Genomic DNA, 17,326 nt, shown 5'->3' on the forward strand with positions numbered 1-17,326 from the left:
GACGATAGTTATCCGACCACGCTGTCATAACACCCATTGGTTTTCAAAGACTCGCCGGAAAACTTGACCAGATGTGCCCAAATTGCAACATATGGAGACTGGGTGGCTACAACATTTCTGGGTGTGAATTCGTGCCCGGCGCTCAGGCCGCGTGTTGGCGCTGCTCGGAATCCACGCCTCGGGCAGTATCGAGTCTTCGGATGCTGCCGTCACCGCCCAACTGGACTTCCCCGTCGCAGCACCCACGGAGTCCGTCCGCGCTGCGGGCGAATACGAGAAGCGCAACCCCGTCGACGCTGCGCGCACGTGCGCAGGCTGCGAAGAGACCAGCCTCACGCTGAGCTTCGCCCCCATCGAGCACGAGCACACTCGGGTCGTGGGCGAGCGCGCGAGCAAGCGCGAGTCTGAGCTGCTCGGCTCGAGGCAGGTCACACACCCGCTCGAGCAGCAGCGTTGGGCTGAGCTCAGTGAGCGCGAGGATGGCAGAGACCCTGGATCCAACCGCACTCGAGGACGCGCCCGGCCGCGCGCGCCTGATTGCTCGCCGCAGTTGCGTGCGGACCGTGTGCGTCTCGGATGTCGCGCGGTCGGAGGAGTATGAAACAAGCTGGATCGCCCGGCGCTCTTCTGGCGTTCGCGCGGCTGCGCGCGGTTGCTGCTGAACTCCATGGATCAGGAGCCCACCCCCAATTCGCAGCGCCGAGCTCGGGCTCAGCCCGCCGACTATCGCGAGTGCGAGCATGCTCTTGCCGCTGCCGGTGGGGCCTGTCACCGCGAGCCCCTCCCCACGCCGAAGCGCTACCGACAGCGGAGCCGTCGACCCTGGCACAGCGGGCAGAGCGACTGCTAAGTCACGAAGTTCGAGCGAGTGACTCACCGAACGCGCCAGGTCCTCGCCGCCGCCGAGTTCGGCGCCCGAACGGCGAACGACGCCGCGCGCCGTGATCGCGTTCCCTGCAGAAGCCACCGACGTAGGCACGCAAAGGGGAAGACTGGCCGGTTGCGCGAGCGCGCGCCGCGGTGCCTGGGCATTCCGCCGCCCGAGAGCACTCTCTGGGCAGAACGTTTCGACTATCTGTCCGTTCTCAAGCACGGAGATCTCGTCGGCAAATCGCTGGGCGAGCTCGAGGTCTCGCGTGAGCACTATCACGGTCGTGCGGATTGCGCGACGCATCCCCGCGAGCGCCTCAATCACCTCGACTGCAACTGGGCGTTCCAGGCCAGCAAGCGGCTCGTCAAGAACGACAAGCTTGGGTGAGCCGACGCTGACCGGCCGGGCGAGCGCTTGTGCGAGCGCCACCCGGCGCCGGAGCCCCGACGGCAGCTGCTGGGGCTCGCGGTCAAGGACTCTCGGATCGTTGATACCGAGCCTGGCGAGTGCGGCGTAAAGCGTGAGGTCGTCGAAGGCGAGCCCTGGGAAGCGCGCCGAAAGCGACGAGGCGAGTGCGTCGCGCACCGTGGGCTCCCCGCGAAGTTCGCCCTCGGGGTCGTCCCCCAGCCAGGCGACGTGCGTTGGGGTCGCTGCAAGGCCTGCGTTATCGAGTGGATCAAACCCACCGACACGCACGCTTCCGGCCGTCCGTTGCAGGCCAGGACAGAGCGCACCCCTGAGTGCCCAGCCAAGTACAGTCTTGCCGGCGCCCTTGCCGCCCACGACAGCGCGAACTTTGCCGTGCTCGATGCGGGCCGAGATGCCTCGGAGCACGGGCTTGGCAGCGCCAGCAGCACCGCCGACGGTGAGGCGTTCGCACGTAATCATGTCTCCCCTAACGAGCGCGGCCGCGCCGAAGTGCTCAGTGTCGGTGCGAAACTTGCACAACGACTCAATTCATCTGATGATTGCTTTCACCAGATAGTAGCACCGAGTTAGGTAAACCTCACCCACGTCTGACGTGAAGAGTGGCTGTGACGTGCGGCGACTACCCGACTGCCGCGAGGCCAGCAGCTGCAGCCTCGTCGAGGAACCAATGCACGTTCGGGTGGGTTTGCAAGAGACTCGCTGGCAGCGCCTCGGTGACTTCGCCCTCGATCGCCGCTTGAACTGCCGCGGCCTTCGCCGGCCCTACTGCGATCACAAGCAGCTCCCGTGCCTCAAAGATCGTTCCGAGCCCCTGCGTGATCGCCGCCGTGGGAACGTCTTCCTGCCGTTCGAAGAATCGTGCATTGTCTGAGATCGTCGTCTCCGCGAGACTCACAACGCGCGTCCGCGATGTGGCAGACGAACCCGGCTCATTGAACCCAAGGTGCCCGTTGCGGCCAAGCCCGAGCACCTGGACATCGACGCCACCCGCCTCCATGATCGTTCGCTCGTACTCCTCGGCGGCATCGGGTCTGCCCGAACCATCAGGGATCCGCACGAGCTCGGCGTTGAGCCCAGCCCCAGCGACGGCGTCCCGCCGAATGACGGCGTGGTAGCTTCGCGGGTCAGACGGGTCAAGCCCGAGATACTCGTCGAGCGCGAAGCCTCGAACGCCCGACTGGTCAAGCCCGAGCTCGCGCGCTTGCCTGCCCCACTCCGCATATACCGCAACTGGAGACGAGCCGGTCGCAAGCCCGACGACAGCCGAGGCGTCTGCGCGCACGCGATCAACGATTCGTTTGGCCGCGGCCTGCGCGAGCTCAGCCTCGGTCGTGAAAACGTGAATGTGCACTGTAGTACTCACTTTCTGCGCTTTGCGGGCGCACTAGCGATCGACAACGCGCGAGTACACGCAGCCGTCGATATCGAGCGTCTGCGCGACGCCATCGATGAAGTTTCTGAACCTCGCCCGCTCGGGCGTGCCCGGCTCTGCTCCGACAGCGAACGTTGCCGGTTCTGGGAGCGCCACAAGCGGCGTATCTTCGGTTGGAGCCTCAACTCCGCTATACGCCCGGAGCACGAGGTGCCCAGCGGTGCCGGGCTCGGCTGAAACGCCGACCTCGTAGTGCGGACACCAGGGTGTGTAGCTCCGATAATGGCCACTCAACCCGGAGACCTCCGCACCCCCCGTTGAGAGCGGCCCCCGCGAGACGCGAATGGCCGCAACGGGATCGGTCGCACCAGGCGCGACCGCGCCGCCTGCGGCGTCCCCGCCATCCACACACGTTATGAGCTCGGCGTGGATTGCCCGTGCGAGCAGCTCGGCGTGCGGCCACTCCCCCGGTGTGCTGAGGGCGACGGCAACAGTGAGGTCGAGATCTGGGTGCGAAATCAGGAAGGCGCCGTAGCCGATCATGCCGCCGCCGTGAGTGAGCATCGAGCCGAGCGCCGTCGGTTCGACGTTCGCACCAAGCCCGTACCGCGCGCCCTGCACCTGCAGGTGTGGCCCTGCCGCAAGGATGTCTTCACCGCTGGGCGCCGTAGGCGTCGCAATCGCGGCGACGGCGGCGGGGAGCCACGCGCGCTCGCGCGGGAATGCGGCGGGCCGAGTGAGCGCGAGCCCAAACTGGAGGAGCTCTCGGGCGCTTGCTCCGACATTGCCGTCGGCGCCCGCGGGCTCGACCCAATTCTGTTGACTCAGCGGATCGCCGGGTGTCCAGTGCGCGTCATCGCGCGTCGGCACCGTTCCTGGGCACAGCCTGGCCCGCTCGGCACCCGTGATGCTCCCGAGCGCCCCAGGCAGCCCGAGGGGCTCAAAAATGCGCTCCCTGAGCAGTTGCGGAAAGCGTGTGCCCGCCGCCTCGGCGAGCGCGAGGCCGAGCACGACGTATCCCACATTCGAGTAGTGAAAGCGTTCACCCGGCGCGGTGATGGCGCGCGTACCCGGAAGCTCAAGCGCCTGCGCGATTTCTCCGGGCATGGCAGAGTTGCCTGCGATCCAGCCAGCCGTGTGCGAAAGCAACTCGCGCAGCGTCGGCTCCGAGGCGCCCTCCGGCAGCTCAAGCCACGGCAGGTACGAACGGACCCTGTCGTCGAGCCGCACGACGCCCTCCACCTCGAGCCGGGCGGCGGCGAGCGCGGTGATCGTCTTTGAGATCGAACCGATCTCGAATCTATCGTGCACTTCAACTGGGAGGCCCCCGGGGCCTCTCGTGCCAAACGCAAGCTGCTCGATGAAGTCGCCGCGGGCGAGCGCGACAGCGCCCCCTGTGACCGGCGCTTGGGCGAGCAACTGCCTGAGGAGACCGGTGACGGGATCGCTGCCAAGTACGTTGTGCATCGACGAGGCGCTCACAGCGTTCCCTCCCCTGCACGCCAGGCGGGATCGTCAGCACGCGCTACCGCGGCACGGGCCCGCTCGCGCTCGAGGTCGTTGTCGTGTCGCGCAGCAAGAGCCTCCCACACCGCCGCGCGGCCTGGATCCGGCGCGTAACGCGAAAGCGTGGCGGCACGCGTTGGAGGCTTCTTTCCGAGGCCGACGAGCAGTGTTGCGATCGCCCCAAGCGCCGAGTGGTCCGCGTCGCTCTCATCTGCGAGCACTTCCCTGCCGCACGCATCGGCGAGGTCTTGGAGCGCCAGCGGCGACGCGAGCGAGCTACCGGAGGCAATGATGCGCCCGTCGACGTCTGGCCCGATCGCAAAGATGCACCGTCGAAGCTCGAGAATCACGCCCGTGAGAAGCCCGCGCATGAGTGCGCCGCGCGTTGTGGCGAGTGTCAGTCCGTGGAACGCACCGAAGATACCTGGTTCCCAGAGCGCTCCCTGTTCTCCGGGCCCCACGTATGGAAGTACAGCAGGCGCAGCGAGCGGGTCGACAGTGCTCGCCTCCGCTATGAGGTCGGCAACGCTCGTTGCGCCTGTCAGGCCTGTCAACCATTGGAAGGCGGAGCCCGTCGCGACGAGGTCCATTTCGAGGCCGTAGCCCCCGAGCGCGAGCGGAGTGACGAGCGCCTGCCCCTCTGCTCGCAGTTCGAGTTCACGCCTGGTGCCGAGCACGACGGTGCTCGTCCCCGAGATGATTGCGACGTCGAGCCCTGGCCGCGTTCCGAGCGCCTCGGCGCCGAGCACCGAGTCGGCGCCTCCAAGAGCGACAGGAATTCCCGCGCGTACCCCGATGAGCCTGGCGACGCCAGCGTCGAGCCCGCGAGACTCGCTCGACTGCGCAATTGGTGGAAGCTCCGGCCACGGGCCAGCGGCGTACGCGCCAGTGGTGAGATCGTAGACGCCACTCCCCGCGGCCGTCGAGGGGTCCGTAAGCAGTTCGCCGGTGAGCTGTTCGAACAGGTAATCCTTTGCTCCCGCGAGGCGAACTGTTCGGGATGCGACCTCGGGATCGCTGTCACGCAGCCGGAGAAACATCGGCACGAGGTATCGGCCGTCGAATTGCTGGCCGGTTCGCTCATAGGCGACTGCGTCCGCGTGTTCGCGTCGCAGCCACTCGGCCTCTGTCTCGGCGCGTGTGTCTTCCCAGACGATTGCGCTCCCAACAGGTTCCCCGTCGGCGTCGAGACACACGAGCGTCGGCAGCATCGCCGAGAGCCCGATGCCCACCCAACGTTCGGCCCCGGTCGCGGCGGCGAGGCGCGCGAGCGCACCGATCGCCGCCGCCATCCAGTCTTGGGGCGCCTGTTCAGCTGCCCCGAGCTCTGGTCTGTGCGTCGGGTACGGCTGACGCTCCCTGAAAAGCACCCGACCGGATTCAACCCCAACAGCAATTGCTTTGAGGCTTGAAGTGCCAAGGTCGAGTCCGATCGCGATGCCCTCGGGAGGCGTCATGCCGCGCCCTTTCGTCGTTGAATCGCTTAGCGCGAGAATTCTTGCTTCAGCACCTTCATGGCGCCAGCAGCGGCCTCAAGCGTGTCGTCAATGTCGCGGTCGTCGTGAACGAGCGACACGAAGAGGTTCTCAAACTGTAGCGGGTGAAAGAGCACGCCGCGCACAAGCATTTCTTCGTACCAGCGCTTGAAAACGCCCTCGCGGGTGTGGGCTACGGCGTCGCGCCAGTTCTTAATCGGTCCGTCTGCGAACCAGAGCTGGAACACGGTGCCGAGGCCCGTCACGTACGCGTCGATCCCGTTCTCATTAGCGATCGACTCGAGCCCACGCGCGAGCCTGTCGCCGAGCGCGCGCTGCCGCTCGTAGAGCCCTGGCTCAGCGAGCAGGTCCATCGTTGCCGAGACAGCCGCGCACTGCACGACGTTCGCGTTGTAGGTACCCGAGTGGGAGTATGTACCGTCGGCGATGAGGCGCATCGCTTCGGTCGTGCCGCCAATTGCGGCAACCGGGAAGCCGCCGCCGACGCCCTTAGCGTAGGTGGTGAGGTCGGGGATGACGCCGTAGTACTCGTGCGCACCGCCGCGTGCGATCCTGAAACCGGTGATGACCTCATCAAAGATGAGCATCGCGCCGTACTTGGTCGTCTCGCTGCGGAGGAGCTCCAGGTAACCAGGCTCGGGGAGGATGCAGCCCGTGTTGAGCACCGCCGGCTCGGTGATAACGGCGGCAATCTCCTCGCCGCGCTCTTCCATGAGCTTGACGAAGCTCTCTGCATCGTTCCAGGTGAGCACGACAAGCGTCTCTTCGAGTTCCGCGGGCACCCCGAGCCCCATCGCGACGGGGCGGGGGCGATCTGCGGAACCCGCCTTGTCGAGGTCGACGTGATTCGACCAGTACACACTGTCCTGCCACCCGTGGTAGAGGCCTTCAAAGCGGACAATGATGCGGCGGCCAGTCGTTGCGCGAGCAATGCGTACGGCCTGGCCGACTGCCTCTGAGCCCGAGTTCGCAAAGCGAACCTGTTCGACGCCTGGAACTGCAGCGACAACCTTTTCCGAGGCCTCAATCTCGAGCTCGTATGGGAGGCCGAAGCTCGTGCCCTGTTCCTGCACTGCCTTCACTACGGCCTCGGTAACGACTGGGTGGCGGTGGCCGAGGATGTCGGGGCCGAGGCCGAGCAGATAGTCGACGTACTCGTTGCCGTCAACGTCGGTGATGCGCGAGCCCTGACCCTGCTCGATGAAGAGCGGGTAGGGGCTCCAGCCGTTGCGCGGGAGGCGGGCGGTACTGCCCGCGCCGCCGGGAATCGTGAGCTTTGCGCGCTCGAAGAGTTCGCGAGAGCGCGCGGTACGCGCGGGGAACGCCGAATCGAATGTGAGGTCCACGTTGAGCCTTTCAATTACCGCGGGGAGGATCTCCGCCGCTAGCTTGTCATACTAAGCATATACAGAGTGGTGACGGTGCGCAATACCTAGCGCAATGATCCGGCAGCCCACTCTCCAATTGCGGCGGCGACGGCGAGCGTTGCCGCACCGGTTGGCCCCTCTGGCCACCCGGCAATCGGCGCCTCAAGGTAGGCGACCCCACCGATGTCGAGGTGCGCCCACGGGACCTCACCGACAAACTCGGCGAGAAACCCCGCTGCGTGGCGACCAAGATCCGGGCGGTCAAGTGGCGCGTTCTTTGCGTCGGCGACGCGGCTCTCAAGCACCACTTCTTCGCCATACGGAAGCGGGATGGGCCAGAGCGGGTCTGCGACGCCGCCCCCGACTGCCTGCAGCCGCGACGCAAGAAGCGCATCGTTCGACCATAGCCCGGCGGCCCGGAGCCCCGCGCCGCCGTCAGTGAGCGTGCCCAGATCGAGCAGAGTCGCCGCCCCTTCCGCGCGCAGCCAGGCGAGTCCGTCGGCGATCACGAGCCTGCCCTCGCAGTCGGTATCCACAACCTCTGTGGTGCGGCCGTCGGGGTGCGTGACGACATCGCCCGGCCTGACAGAGCTCCCAGACACCGCGTTGTCACACAGCGGAAGAATCGCCTCGACTGGCGCGCCGGGCTTCCCCAAGCGAGACGCGAGCACAAGCGCGGCGGCGACAGTGGCGGCCGACGCCATGTCGCTCTTCATCCAGGCGAGCTCACCCGGGTCCTTCTTCACATTGAGCCCACCCGAGTCGAAGGTGACCCCTTTCCCGACAACGCCGAGTATTGGGCCCCCCTGGCCCGCAGCGGACCAGCGCAGCCGCACGACGATAGGCTGGCGACTCGAGCCGGCACCCACCGCGACGAGCGCGCCGAAACCCCGTTCGCTGGCGTCATCAGCCGACCAGAGTTCGACCGTCACGCCTTTGCCGTGAGCCTCGGCAAGCCTCGCGATCTCATCGCCAAGCTCCTGCGGTCCGAGCAGGTTCGCCGGCCGCTCAGTGAGCTCGCGCACCCACCCGCGGGCGCGCGCCCGAAACACCGCGGGAGACGACTGCGCCACGCCGTCCCCAAATACAGGCATGAGATCTTCGTCGAGGGCGGCAGCCGGCCGCTGGGTCGCAAGCCACGCACCGCTCCACAGTGCATCACGCAGCGGCCCCGGGAGCTCGCCGAGCGCGACACCGGCAGCTGCCCGGCCCGAGAACCACAGCTGCGCTCGCCCGCCACCTGCTGCCCCGAGCCGTAACCCCGCCTCGAAGAATCGCTCCTCGTCGCTCGGCGCTCCGGGGCCGCGGCGTGCGCCGGGGAGCCGGCACACAACCACGGTGACCGGCCCCGAGGCCAGTGGAATCACGATCCTGCTGGGTTCGCTCCCCGCACGCGCATCCACGGCCCCGGCGACCGTAGCGGCGAGTTCGGAGTCGGTAACGCCCAACTCGGCGGCGAGGCTGTGAAGCCCATCACCCTCAGGCGCGTGCCCACCAACGCGCCACCCGTCACCCAGCAGCAGCAGCAGTGATTCCTGCATCTGAACTCCTCGCTACTTCTCGGTCTTGTGCACACCCGTGAGGGTCTGCGTCGAGAGGTTATTGATCGATCCAACGAGCGGAGACAACACGAAGCCGTCCCAGGCGGGGTTGAACGCTTCGATCACATTCGGGTAGGCGTAGACGATGTACGGCCGGTCGTCAAAGATGATCTGCTGCATCTCGTTGATGATCTCCTGGCGCTTTGCGGCGTCAAGCTCGGTGCCCTGCGCCTTGTAGAGCTCGTCGTACTTCGGGTTGCAATAGCCGCTGTCTGAGTTTCCTCCGAGGGAGTCGCACGTCAGCGTACTGAGGATGAAGTCAGGCTCGTACGGTGGCGCCCAGTTCCACATTGCAATGTCAAAGTCGAGGTACTTGTTGTCTGGGGCTGTGATCGCGTCCCAGGCAGCGTCTGAGTCCATCTTGCGCTGCTCAACCTTGATGCCGAGCTTCTCCCAGCCGCGCTGCATCGTCTGGAACGCGCGGTCACCCGACCCTGACTCAGCCGTCGGGAACACAAGCTCGTACGCCATCTTCTCGCCGTCGGCGACGCGAATACCATCGGCACCAGGTAGGTAACCGAGATCATCGAGGATCTTGTTTCCAGCCTCAATGTCGTACGGGAGCCCTGGAAGAGATTCGTTCTTGAATCCCGAGATCGGGGTCAGCAGCGTCGACCCTGGCTCCGCGTTTCCGAGGTAGGTCTGCTCAACAATTTCATTCCTGTCGATGCCGTACTCAAGCGCCTTGCGCACCTCGGGGTTGAGCAGCTCGCGGTGCGCGGTCTTCTCGGGATTCGTGTTGATGATGACGTTCTTGATCGAGACGCTCTGCCCGGTCTGCACAGTCATGCCGTCTGCCTTCAGCTTCTCAACCGCTGTCGGCGGCGTTGTGAGCCCAACCATGTCGACCTGGCCGCTCTTGAGCGCAGACACCATGGCGTCGTCGTTCGCGAAGAACTGCAACCCCCATCCGTCTATCTCAGGAGCCTTGCCGTACCAGTTCGGGTTTGTCTTGTACATCATCATCTGGTCCTTTTTGTAGGACTCAAGCGTGAATGGCCCGCCGGAGACAATCGGCGGGGCGTTGTCGAAATTCGTGAGCTCGATGCCGTCACCTGTCGCCTTCGGCGCCCAAATGTGCTCCGGGAGAATATGGAGAGCCTGCACCTGCGTCAGCACGTTAGCGACTGGCGCGTCGTATGTGAAGACGACAGTGTTGGCGTCTGTCGCCTCCGCCTTATTCAAGTGCGCCACCCACCCCGACAGAATGCCAGTGGGCCCGTCTGCGTATTCAAGGATAAGGTTTGCGGTGAACGCGACATCCTCGGCGTCAAGCGCCTCACCGTCGCTCCACTTCGCGTCCTTCACTGTATTGAACGTCCACGTGGTGCCATCTGCGCTCGACTCCCACGACTCTGCGAATGACGGGACGATTTCGAGGTTCTCGTCGTACTCGGTGAGGTGCGGGTAGATGTACTGGTACATCACGCTCGAGTAGTCGGAGTCCGACACAAACGGGTTGAGCGAGTCGACAACCGCGGTCGCCCCGACCCGCAGGAAGTTGCTGCCCCCGCCTGCGCTTCCTGATCCGCCAGGAGAGCAGGCGGAGACTGATATGACAAGTGCGGCCGCGGCTGCGACAGCCAGGCCCGCGCGTACTGCGATCTTCATTGATCCTCCATCGACTGATCGGTGCGCGCGGCCCGCGCACCTCTCTCAGTAGACTTAGCATACTATATAGCGCTACTTCTCATATAGGCAGTAAAGTAGTTCCATCGCCCGAGGATATCTCGGGCCGCATGCACCGTCGCTGCACTGAAAGGACCCCCGATGCATCGAGGAAGATATATCTGGCGCAGGACTCTGTTCGCGCTCGTCACGGTCTTCGTAGCCGTCACAATTAACTTCCTGCTATTTCGCGTACTGCCAGGATCGGCGGCCAATCGTCTCTCACGCGTGCCAGGCGCCTCAGCCGAGATGAAGGCAACCCTTGAGCGGCAATTCGGCATCGACAAGCCGCTCTGGGAGCAATACCTGCTCTACCTCAAGGGACTGTTCACCGGAAACCTTGGCATCTCGTTCTCGAACAGGCAACCGGTCGCGGCAAATCTCGCGGAGGCCTTTCTCAACACGCTCCCCCTTGTGCTGAGCGGCACCATCATCGCGCTCGCCATCGGCATCACACTCGGCATCCTGAGCGCCGTGCGGCGCGGCACCATCTTCGACCACGCGATGACGAACATCTCGGTGGTCTTCTACGCGTTTCCGACCCAGTTCGTCGGGGCAATGCTGCTCATTTTCTTCGCCGGTGTCCTGCCCTCCGCCGGCATGGCAGATCCGTTCGCAATCGCGCTAAGTCCCGGCGAGCAGTTTGCAGACAGACTTCGACACCTCATACTCCCGGTCGCGACACTCGCCCTCACCCTCTACGCTGAGTACCTCCTCATTATGCGTTCGTCAGTTCTCGAGACACTCGGCGAGGATTACGTGCTGACTGCACGCGCGAAGGGGCTTCCGCGTGGCAGGATCATCCGTTCGTACTCGGTGCGCAACGCGATGCTCCCCACAGTCACGATGGTCGCGCTTGCGCTCGGGACAGTCGTGAGCGGCGCGATCCTGATCGAGGTCATCTACTCGTGGCCGGGTATCGGCCGCGAGCTCTACCAGGCGGTGCTGCAGCGCGACTACCCGATGCTCCAAGGCGGGTTCCTCGTCATCACAATCACCGTCGTCGTCTTCAACTACCTCGCCGACCTCGCATATGCGTGGCTTGATCCGCGGGTCTCCGATTGAGCAAGGAGCACACAATGGCAGCACCAGGCACCACACTTTTCTCGCTCCCCCGGAGGCGCAGGCCGAAGGACCGCCGCCGGGGCGCGTTCGCGACCGCGCTCAGGCAACCGAGCGCCATCATTGGGCTCGCGATCATCGCCTTCTTCCTCCTCGTCTCAATCTTCGCACCACTCCTCACCCCTTACGCGGGAAACGAGGTGAGCTGCGGAGTCTTCGAGGCACCCTCGCCAGCGCACTGGTTCGGCTGCGACGACGGTGGTATCGACGTGCTCACGCTGGTGCTCGAGGGCGGCAGAGTGTCAATGTGGGTGGGGTTCACGGCGGCGGCGATCGCGATCGTGATCGGCTCGGCGGTCGGCATCCTCTCCGGCTACTTCGGCGGCTGGGTCGACACCGTGCTCATGCGCATCACCGATTACTTCCTGGTAATCCCACAAATCGTGCTCATGATTGTCATTGCCGCGGTGTGGGGCCCAAGCCTCAACCACGTCATCATCGTGATCGGCGTACTCATGTGGACGGGCACCGCCCGCATCGTAAGGTCGCAGGTGAAGAGCCTGCGCGAGCGCGTGTACGTCAAGCGAGTTGAGGCGCTCGGCGGCAGCCACCTTCGCATCATCATGCGGCACATCCTGCCGCAGCTCGGGCCGCTCCTCGCGGCGAGCGGCGTGCTCGCCATCACCGTCGCGATCTTCAACGAGACGGCGCTTGCCTTCCTCGGCCTGTCTGACCCAAACACAGTTACGTGGGGCGTCATCATGGAGCACGCGTTTAGTCGCGCCGCGATCAGCACAGGCGCCTGGTGGGCGATCGTTCCAGCCGGCGTCGCAGTGGCGCTGCTCATCCTCGGCTGCTACCTCGTCGGCCGCGCCATCGAGGACGCGCTCAACCCGCGCCTGAAGATCTCTCACCTCGCATTGCGCACGTGGGCGATCCGCCCGCTCGGGTCGACCGAAGACGCGAAGGCCCGCGCGACGACGAAGCGACCCCCGACACACTCAGTTACTGCTACGAACGGAGCGGGCGAATGACCGCAGCACCTTCCCCCACCCCCGTGCTTGAAATCCGCGACCTGCGGGTCTGGTTCGCAAACGACCGCGGCGACGAGACCGAGACAGTCCACGGCATCTCCCTCGCGCTCGCGCCAGGCGAGCGGCTCGGCCTCGTCGGCGAGTCGGGCTGCGGCAAGACGACAACTGTTCTCGCCGCCCTCGGCCTGCTGCCAGCAAACGCAACAGTGGGCGGCCAGATTCTGCTCGACGGCGTCGACATCATTGCGGGCGGCGACGCGACCGTTCGCCCCCACCGCTGGAAAGACATCGCGATGGTGTTCCAGGGCGCGATGAGCGCGTTTAACCCGGTCAAGACGATCGGCTGGCAGATTGAGGAGGCGCTGCGCTTCCACGGCTTCCCCAAGGCAACAATGCAGGAACGGGTGCGTGAGCTGCTCGGCCTCGTCGGCCTTCCCGAGGGCACCGAAAAGCGATACCCGCACGAGCTATCTGGCGGCATGAAGCAGCGCGCTGTCATCGCGATGGCTCTCTCGTGTGAGCCCAAGGTGCTGCTCGCCGATGAGCCGACAACGGCGCTCGACGTCGTTGTGCAGGATCAGATCCTTGGGCTCCTCGTCGAGCTCTCGGAGCGGCTGGGGCTTGCGGTGATCCTCGTTACCCACGACCTCGGCGTCGTTGCGCAAAGCTGCTCGCGAGCCGCGGTGATGCGTGCGGGCGAGATCGTTGAGATCGGCGCAGTCGAGCAGCTCTACCGCGCCCCCGCGCACGAATACACACGCACGCTGTTCGAGTCGACGCCCGACATCGCTGCCGTTGCGAACGCGAGCCGCGCACACGCGCCCGCCGCCGAGCCACTACTCGCGGTGCGCGACCTCACCGTGCACTACGCCGGTCGCCGTGAGCATCGCGCCGTTGACGGGATCTCGTTTGATGTCGATCGGGGTGAACTCGTCGCGCTCGTCGGCCAGTCGGGGTGCGGCAAGACGACAACGATGCAGTCGATCATGGGACTCATTCCCGAGGCCGCTGGCAGCATCGAAGTTGCCGGGATCAGCGCGCTTGGGGCTCGGCGCGCGGCGCGCAAGCAGCTGCGGTCGCTCGTGCAGCCGATCTTTCAAGACCCGTACGAGTCTCTCGATGTGCGCTTCACTGTCGCGGACACGCTTGAGGAGCCCCTACTCATTCACAAGGTGTGCAAGACCCGCGAGGAGCGGATGGCACGGATTGTCTCCGCGCTCGAGTCGGTGGGCCTCACACCCGTGGAGCAGTACCTCGACCGCTATCCGCACCAGCTGTCAGGCGGGCAACGCCAGCGTGTCGCAATCGCGTCGGGGCTCGTGTTGACGCCGTCGCTGCTGCTCGCCGACGAGCCAGTGAGCATGCTCGACGTGTCGGTGCGCTCGGGAGTGTTGCAGCTGCTCGCCGAGCTGAAGGACTCTGCCGGCCTCGGGATCCTGATGATCACGCACGACCTGTCAACTGCCGCGGAGTACGCCGACCGCATCATGGTGATGCGCGAGGGCAGGATCATTGAATCGGGCACCCCAGACGACGTCGTGAATCGCCCGCAGGATCCTTACACCCAGCTGCTCATCAACAGCATCCCGAGCCCTGACCCAGCCCACAGTCGGGCGTGATAAGGCGCGCGCTCGGCTACTCGGTGCCGAGTGCGCGCACGCCCCAGGTGCCGGCGCTTTCGGGGCTCAGCAGCCGCGGTGTCGAGCGCGCGCCCTGGACGTAGAACAGAAACTCGTCTGCGCGGTACGACTGCTGGTATGAGTCGAACGCGATGTCGTCTTCGGTATAGCTCACGCCGCGGACGCGCATCACGGTGTCGTTCGGGCCGAGGCTAAGCTGCTCGCGCTCCCACTGGCTCGGGCGGTCAACTTGGAAGACCTGCTCGGCGTATGCCTCAGTGATGCCGTGCAACTCCTCGAGCAACTCGTAGAGTGAGCGCCCCTCGGCGAGCTCTGCCTCGTCAAGCGCTGGGACCAGGCTGAGCGGGAGGGTTGCGCGCTCTGCGACAGTCTCTCGCCCGTCGCGAAGCCGGACGCGGGAGATCTCCCACACCGGCTGACCTTCTTGAATGTCGAGCGCTCTCACATGGTTACGACTCGGCATGCCCACGGCGATGCGGAGCAGGCGGGTTGTGAATTGCACAGGCTGCTCATCCTGCGAGATCGTGCCGAGCAGCGCGCCCGCGCGCCCCGGCTGGCTGATGAGGCGGGGCTTTGCGACAAATGTTCCGAGGCCCTGGTGGCGCTCGATGACTCCGTCGTGGTCGAGCTCGTCGAGCGCGCGGCGGACGGAAATGACGCTCACATCAGCGAGCTTTGTGAGTTCGGCGGTGCTCGGGAGCTTGTCACCAGGCTCAAGGCCGTCCTCTTCAATGAGGCGAAGCACGAGGTCGTAGACCCGCTGGTAGCGAAGCTCGCGCCCAGCCGGTTGCTCGGCCGATACCGCCTGGCCCGTCTTTGTCGCCGTCAACGTACTACCTCCCGTGTACCGATATGAACTTATTATTCACAAGCTTGGGCCAGAAAGCTAATCTCACGCCATATACTGCTAGGTATAACAAGAATCGAGGAAGATGAGATGACCGCAGCGCACGCCACAGCCGCCCACGCCGCTCGACTGAGCGAGATGCTCCCTGAGCACAGCTCCATCACCGACGAAGGCACCCTGGCGATCGGCGGAGTGCCTGTCACCGAGCTTGTCGAAGAGTACGGCACTCCACTACACGTCTTCGACGAAGCCGGGCTTCGCGAGCAGGCGCGCCGCTTCGTCATTGGGCTTCGCGACAGGTGGCCAAACTCCGACGTCCTCTTCGCATCGAAGTCACTCCCCGCCGTTGGGATGTACCAGATCGCCAAGGAGGAGGGTCTCGCAGTTGACGTCGCGGGGGCAGGCGAACTGCATCTTGCGCTCGCCGCCGGCGTCGATCCCGCACGCATCTACTTTCACGGGAACGCAAAAACAACTGAGGAACTCGCGTTCGCGCTCGATCGCGGGGTCGGCACGATCATCGTCGACAACACCGATGAGCTCGACAGGCTCGAAACGCTGCTCACCACCCCGCAGGCGCTCTTGCTTCGCGTGATTCCAGGCGTCGAGGCCGAGACCCACGCCTCGCAGGCGACCGGCGGCGCGCGCTCGAAGTTCGGGCTCCCGATGGACCAGGCGCTCGCCGCGATCGAGCGCATGCGCACGCACCCGCTCATGCGTTTCGAAGGCGTGCACCTACACATCGGCTCGCAGATTCTCAACACCGCACAGTTCGCGGAGGCCGTCGAGAACATTTCGAGCGCGGGCCACTTCCCCACCTACGACATCGGCGGCGGCCTTGGCGTGAAGTACACGCACGCCGATGAGGCACCGACCGTCGAAGAGTACCTCGACGAGATCGTTGCCGCGGCGAAAGCGCACCTCCCCGAGGGGTCGCGACTGCTCATCGAGCCCGGCCGCTCACTCGTTGCCCGCGCCGGCGTCTCCGCCTATCGCGTCGTCTCAGTGAAGCGCACCGGGCAAGTCTTCGTTGCGGTCGACGGCGGGATGGCGGATCAGCTTGACGTCGCGCTCACGCTGCAGCGATACGAGGCCGTCATTGCAAACCGAGCGACTGAGCCCGCGACAGAGGCCGTGCAACTCGTGGGCCGCCAGTGCGAGTCGGGCGACCTCCTCATCGACGGCGCCGAGCTTCCGGCGGCTCGGATCGGCGACGTTGTCGTCATGGCAACGACAGGCGCGTACTCATACACAACGTCAAACAACTACAACGGCGCGCTCAAGCCTGCAATCGTCTTCGTCGCAGACGGAGAGGCGCGTCTCGTCACCCGGCGCGAGACCTACGCAGACCTACTCGCAACGCACGCGCCGGCGCTCGGGGGTTAGCTCAGCCTCGTCTTCGGTGAGACCGAGTAGGTGTCTTGCGGGTCGCTATACACAGCGTCGCCGAGCGCCTCGTCAATCGCCGCGAGCGTTGATGCGTCGAGCGTGACCCCCGAAGCCTTAACGGTGTCGGCAAGCTGCTCCGGGCGCGAGGCCCCGACGAGCGCAGCCGCAACGTTCGGGTTCTGCAGCACCCACGCGATTGCGAGTTGCGGCATCGTCAGCCCGGCTTGCTCGGCAATTGGCTTCAACCGCTGCACCGCGACGAGCAGCTCCTCACGCAGAAAGTCGTGAATGAACCTCGCACCACCGCGTTCATCCGTCGCGCGCGAGCCCGCCGGGAGCGGCTGGCCCGGAAGGTACTTCCCGGTGAGCACGCCCTGCGCCATCGGCGACCACACAATCTGCGAGATGCCGAGCTCCTCGGAGGCAGGCACTACCTTGCCCTCAATCACTCGCCAGAGCATCGAATACTGCGGCTGGTTCGAGATGAGCTGAATACCGAGCTGCTTCGCGAGCGCATGGCCCTCGCGAAGCTGCTCGGCTGTCCACTCAGACACACCGATGTAGAGCGCTTTACCCTGCCTGACGACGTCGGCGAAGGCCTGGAACGTCTCCTCAAGCGGGGCCTCGTAGTCAAACCTGTGCGCCTGGTACAGGTCGACATAATCGGTACCGAGCCTGGCGAGCGAGCCATTGATCGACTCGAAAATATGCTTGCGGCTCAGCCCAGTGTCGTTCGGCCCCTTTGCGCCGACAGGGAAATAGCACTTCGTGAAAATCTCGAGGCCCTCGCGGCGCTGACCAGCCAGGGCCTTGCCAAGCACAACCTCGGCGGCCTGGTTTGCGTAGGTGTCAGCAGTGTCGAAGGTCGTGATGCCGGCATCGAGCGCCGCATGCACAGTCTTCGTCGCGGCCTCGTCTGCGACCTGAGAGGCGTGAGTGATCCAGTTGCCGTAGGTGATCTCAGAGACCTTCAGGCCGCTGTTTCCGAGGTAGCGATAGTTGACCATGTGCCAACGCTAGTGCCGCTACCCCGGCGAGCGGAAG

The 17,326-nt window shown here is 65.2% G+C and carries 13 protein-coding genes; 4 read left to right on the forward strand and 9 right to left on the reverse strand.

The annotated features are described in order from the left end of the window. Window positions 1-142: 142 nt before the first annotated feature. The 7 genes from KI794_RS11785 to KI794_RS11815 form a co-directional block, all read right to left on the reverse strand. Window positions 143-1,759 (reverse strand): ATP-binding cassette domain-containing protein, encoded by a 1,617-nt coding sequence (locus tag KI794_RS11785; protein ID WP_255808189.1) that lies wholly within the window; start codon window positions 1,757-1,759, stop codon window positions 143-145. Window positions 1,760-1,919: 160 nt separating this feature from the next. Continuing rightward, window positions 1,920-2,663 (reverse strand): glucosamine-6-phosphate deaminase, encoded by a 744-nt coding sequence (locus KI794_RS11790; protein WP_255808190.1) that lies wholly within the window; start codon window positions 2,661-2,663, stop codon window positions 1,920-1,922. Between the two features lie 21 nt (window positions 2,664-2,684). Next, window positions 2,685-4,154, reverse strand: coding sequence for a serine hydrolase domain-containing protein (locus KI794_RS11795; RefSeq protein WP_255808191.1), 1,470 nt, complete (start codon window positions 4,152-4,154; stop codon window positions 2,685-2,687). Beyond that, window positions 4,151-5,635 carry a xylulokinase gene (locus KI794_RS11800; RefSeq protein WP_255808192.1) on the reverse strand — a complete coding sequence of 495 codons (1,485 nt, stop codon included), beginning with the start codon at window positions 5,633-5,635 and terminating at the stop codon, window positions 4,151-4,153. Before KI794_RS11800 ends, KI794_RS11795 begins: the two co-directional genes overlap by 4 nt. Window positions 5,636-5,661: 26 nt before the next feature. Continuing rightward, entirely contained in the window at window positions 5,662-7,020 is a 1,359-nt protein-coding gene (locus KI794_RS11805; protein ID WP_119284685.1) for an aspartate aminotransferase family protein, read from the reverse strand. Window positions 7,021-7,106: 86 nt separating this feature from the next. Then, window positions 7,107-8,582 carry a M17 family metallopeptidase gene (locus tag KI794_RS11810; protein ID WP_255808193.1) on the reverse strand — a complete coding sequence of 492 codons (1,476 nt, stop codon included), beginning with the start codon at window positions 8,580-8,582 and terminating at the stop codon, window positions 7,107-7,109. Between the two features lie 12 nt (window positions 8,583-8,594). After that, window positions 8,595-10,253 carry an ABC transporter substrate-binding protein gene (locus KI794_RS11815; protein WP_119284687.1) on the reverse strand — a complete coding sequence of 553 codons (1,659 nt, stop codon included), beginning with the start codon at window positions 10,251-10,253 and terminating at the stop codon, window positions 8,595-8,597. A 159-nt stretch (window positions 10,254-10,412) separates the two neighbouring features. On the opposite strand from KI794_RS11815, the gene KI794_RS11820 reads away from it, so the two are divergent. Genes KI794_RS11820 through KI794_RS11830 form a run of 3 tightly spaced genes read left to right on the forward strand, consistent with a single transcriptional unit; the run spans window position 10,413 to window position 14,025 of the window. Next, entirely contained in the window at window positions 10,413-11,375 is a 963-nt protein-coding gene (locus tag KI794_RS11820) for an ABC transporter permease (protein ID WP_119284688.1), read from the forward strand. A gap of 14 nt (window positions 11,376-11,389) precedes the next feature. Beyond that, the gene (locus KI794_RS11825) at window positions 11,390-12,406 is read left to right on the forward strand and encodes an ABC transporter permease (RefSeq protein ID WP_255808194.1); all 1,017 of its coding nucleotides are present in this window, start codon (window positions 11,390-11,392) and stop codon (window positions 12,404-12,406) included. After that, window positions 12,403-14,025 (forward strand): dipeptide ABC transporter ATP-binding protein, encoded by a 1,623-nt coding sequence (locus KI794_RS11830; RefSeq protein WP_255808195.1) that lies wholly within the window; start codon window positions 12,403-12,405, stop codon window positions 14,023-14,025. The genes KI794_RS11825 and KI794_RS11830 overlap by 4 nt, the downstream gene beginning before the upstream one ends. A gap of 16 nt (window positions 14,026-14,041) precedes the next feature. On the opposite strand, the gene KI794_RS11835 is transcribed toward KI794_RS11830, so the two are convergent. Further along, window positions 14,042-14,875 carry a GntR family transcriptional regulator gene (locus tag KI794_RS11835; RefSeq protein ID WP_255808196.1) on the reverse strand — a complete coding sequence of 278 codons (834 nt, stop codon included), beginning with the start codon at window positions 14,873-14,875 and terminating at the stop codon, window positions 14,042-14,044. 108 nt (window positions 14,876-14,983) lie between these two features. On the opposite strand from KI794_RS11835, the gene lysA reads away from it, so the two are divergent. Next, the gene (lysA, locus tag KI794_RS11840; protein WP_119284692.1) at window positions 14,984-16,279 is read left to right on the forward strand and encodes a diaminopimelate decarboxylase; all 1,296 of its coding nucleotides are present in this window, start codon (window positions 14,984-14,986) and stop codon (window positions 16,277-16,279) included. Here the strand turns inward: lysA and KI794_RS11845 are convergent. Next, a complete protein-coding gene (locus KI794_RS11845; protein ID WP_255808197.1) occupies window positions 16,276-17,289 on the reverse strand; it encodes an aldo/keto reductase family protein in 1,014 nt (337 codons plus the stop codon). The two genes, lysA and KI794_RS11845, sit on opposite strands and share 4 nt — an antisense overlap. Window positions 17,290-17,326 lie beyond the last annotated feature (37 nt).

Source organism: Leucobacter aridicollis, assembly GCF_024399335.1.
Lineage (GTDB): Bacteria > Actinomycetota > Actinomycetes > Actinomycetales > Microbacteriaceae > Leucobacter > Leucobacter aridicollis_A.

What these genes read in the sequence shown, in the direction of transcription:
- KI794_RS11785 (WP_255808189.1), bottom strand. Translation starts at nt 1,759, where the DNA reads ATGATTACGTGCGAACGCCTCACCGTCGGCGGTGCTGCTGGCGCTGCC.
- KI794_RS11800 (WP_255808192.1), bottom strand. Translation starts at nt 5,635, where the DNA reads ATGACGCCTCCCGAGGGCATCGCGATCGGACTCGACCTTGGCACTTCA.
- KI794_RS11810 (WP_255808193.1), bottom strand. Translation starts at nt 8,582, where the DNA reads ATGCAGGAATCACTGCTGCTGCTGCTGGGTGACGGGTGGCGCGTTGGT.
- KI794_RS11815 (WP_119284687.1), bottom strand. Translation starts at nt 10,253, where the DNA reads ATGAAGATCGCAGTACGCGCGGGCCTGGCTGTCGCAGCCGCGGCCGCA.
- KI794_RS11820 (WP_119284688.1), top strand. Translation starts at nt 10,413, where the DNA reads ATGCATCGAGGAAGATATATCTGGCGCAGGACTCTGTTCGCGCTCGTC.
- KI794_RS11825 (WP_255808194.1), top strand. Translation starts at nt 11,390, where the DNA reads ATGGCAGCACCAGGCACCACACTTTTCTCGCTCCCCCGGAGGCGCAGG.
- KI794_RS11830 (WP_255808195.1), top strand. Translation starts at nt 12,403, where the DNA reads ATGACCGCAGCACCTTCCCCCACCCCCGTGCTTGAAATCCGCGACCTG.
- lysA (WP_119284692.1), top strand. Translation starts at nt 14,984, where the DNA reads ATGACCGCAGCGCACGCCACAGCCGCCCACGCCGCTCGACTGAGCGAG.
- KI794_RS11845 (WP_255808197.1), bottom strand. Translation starts at nt 17,289, where the DNA reads ATGGTCAACTATCGCTACCTCGGAAACAGCGGCCTGAAGGTCTCTGAG.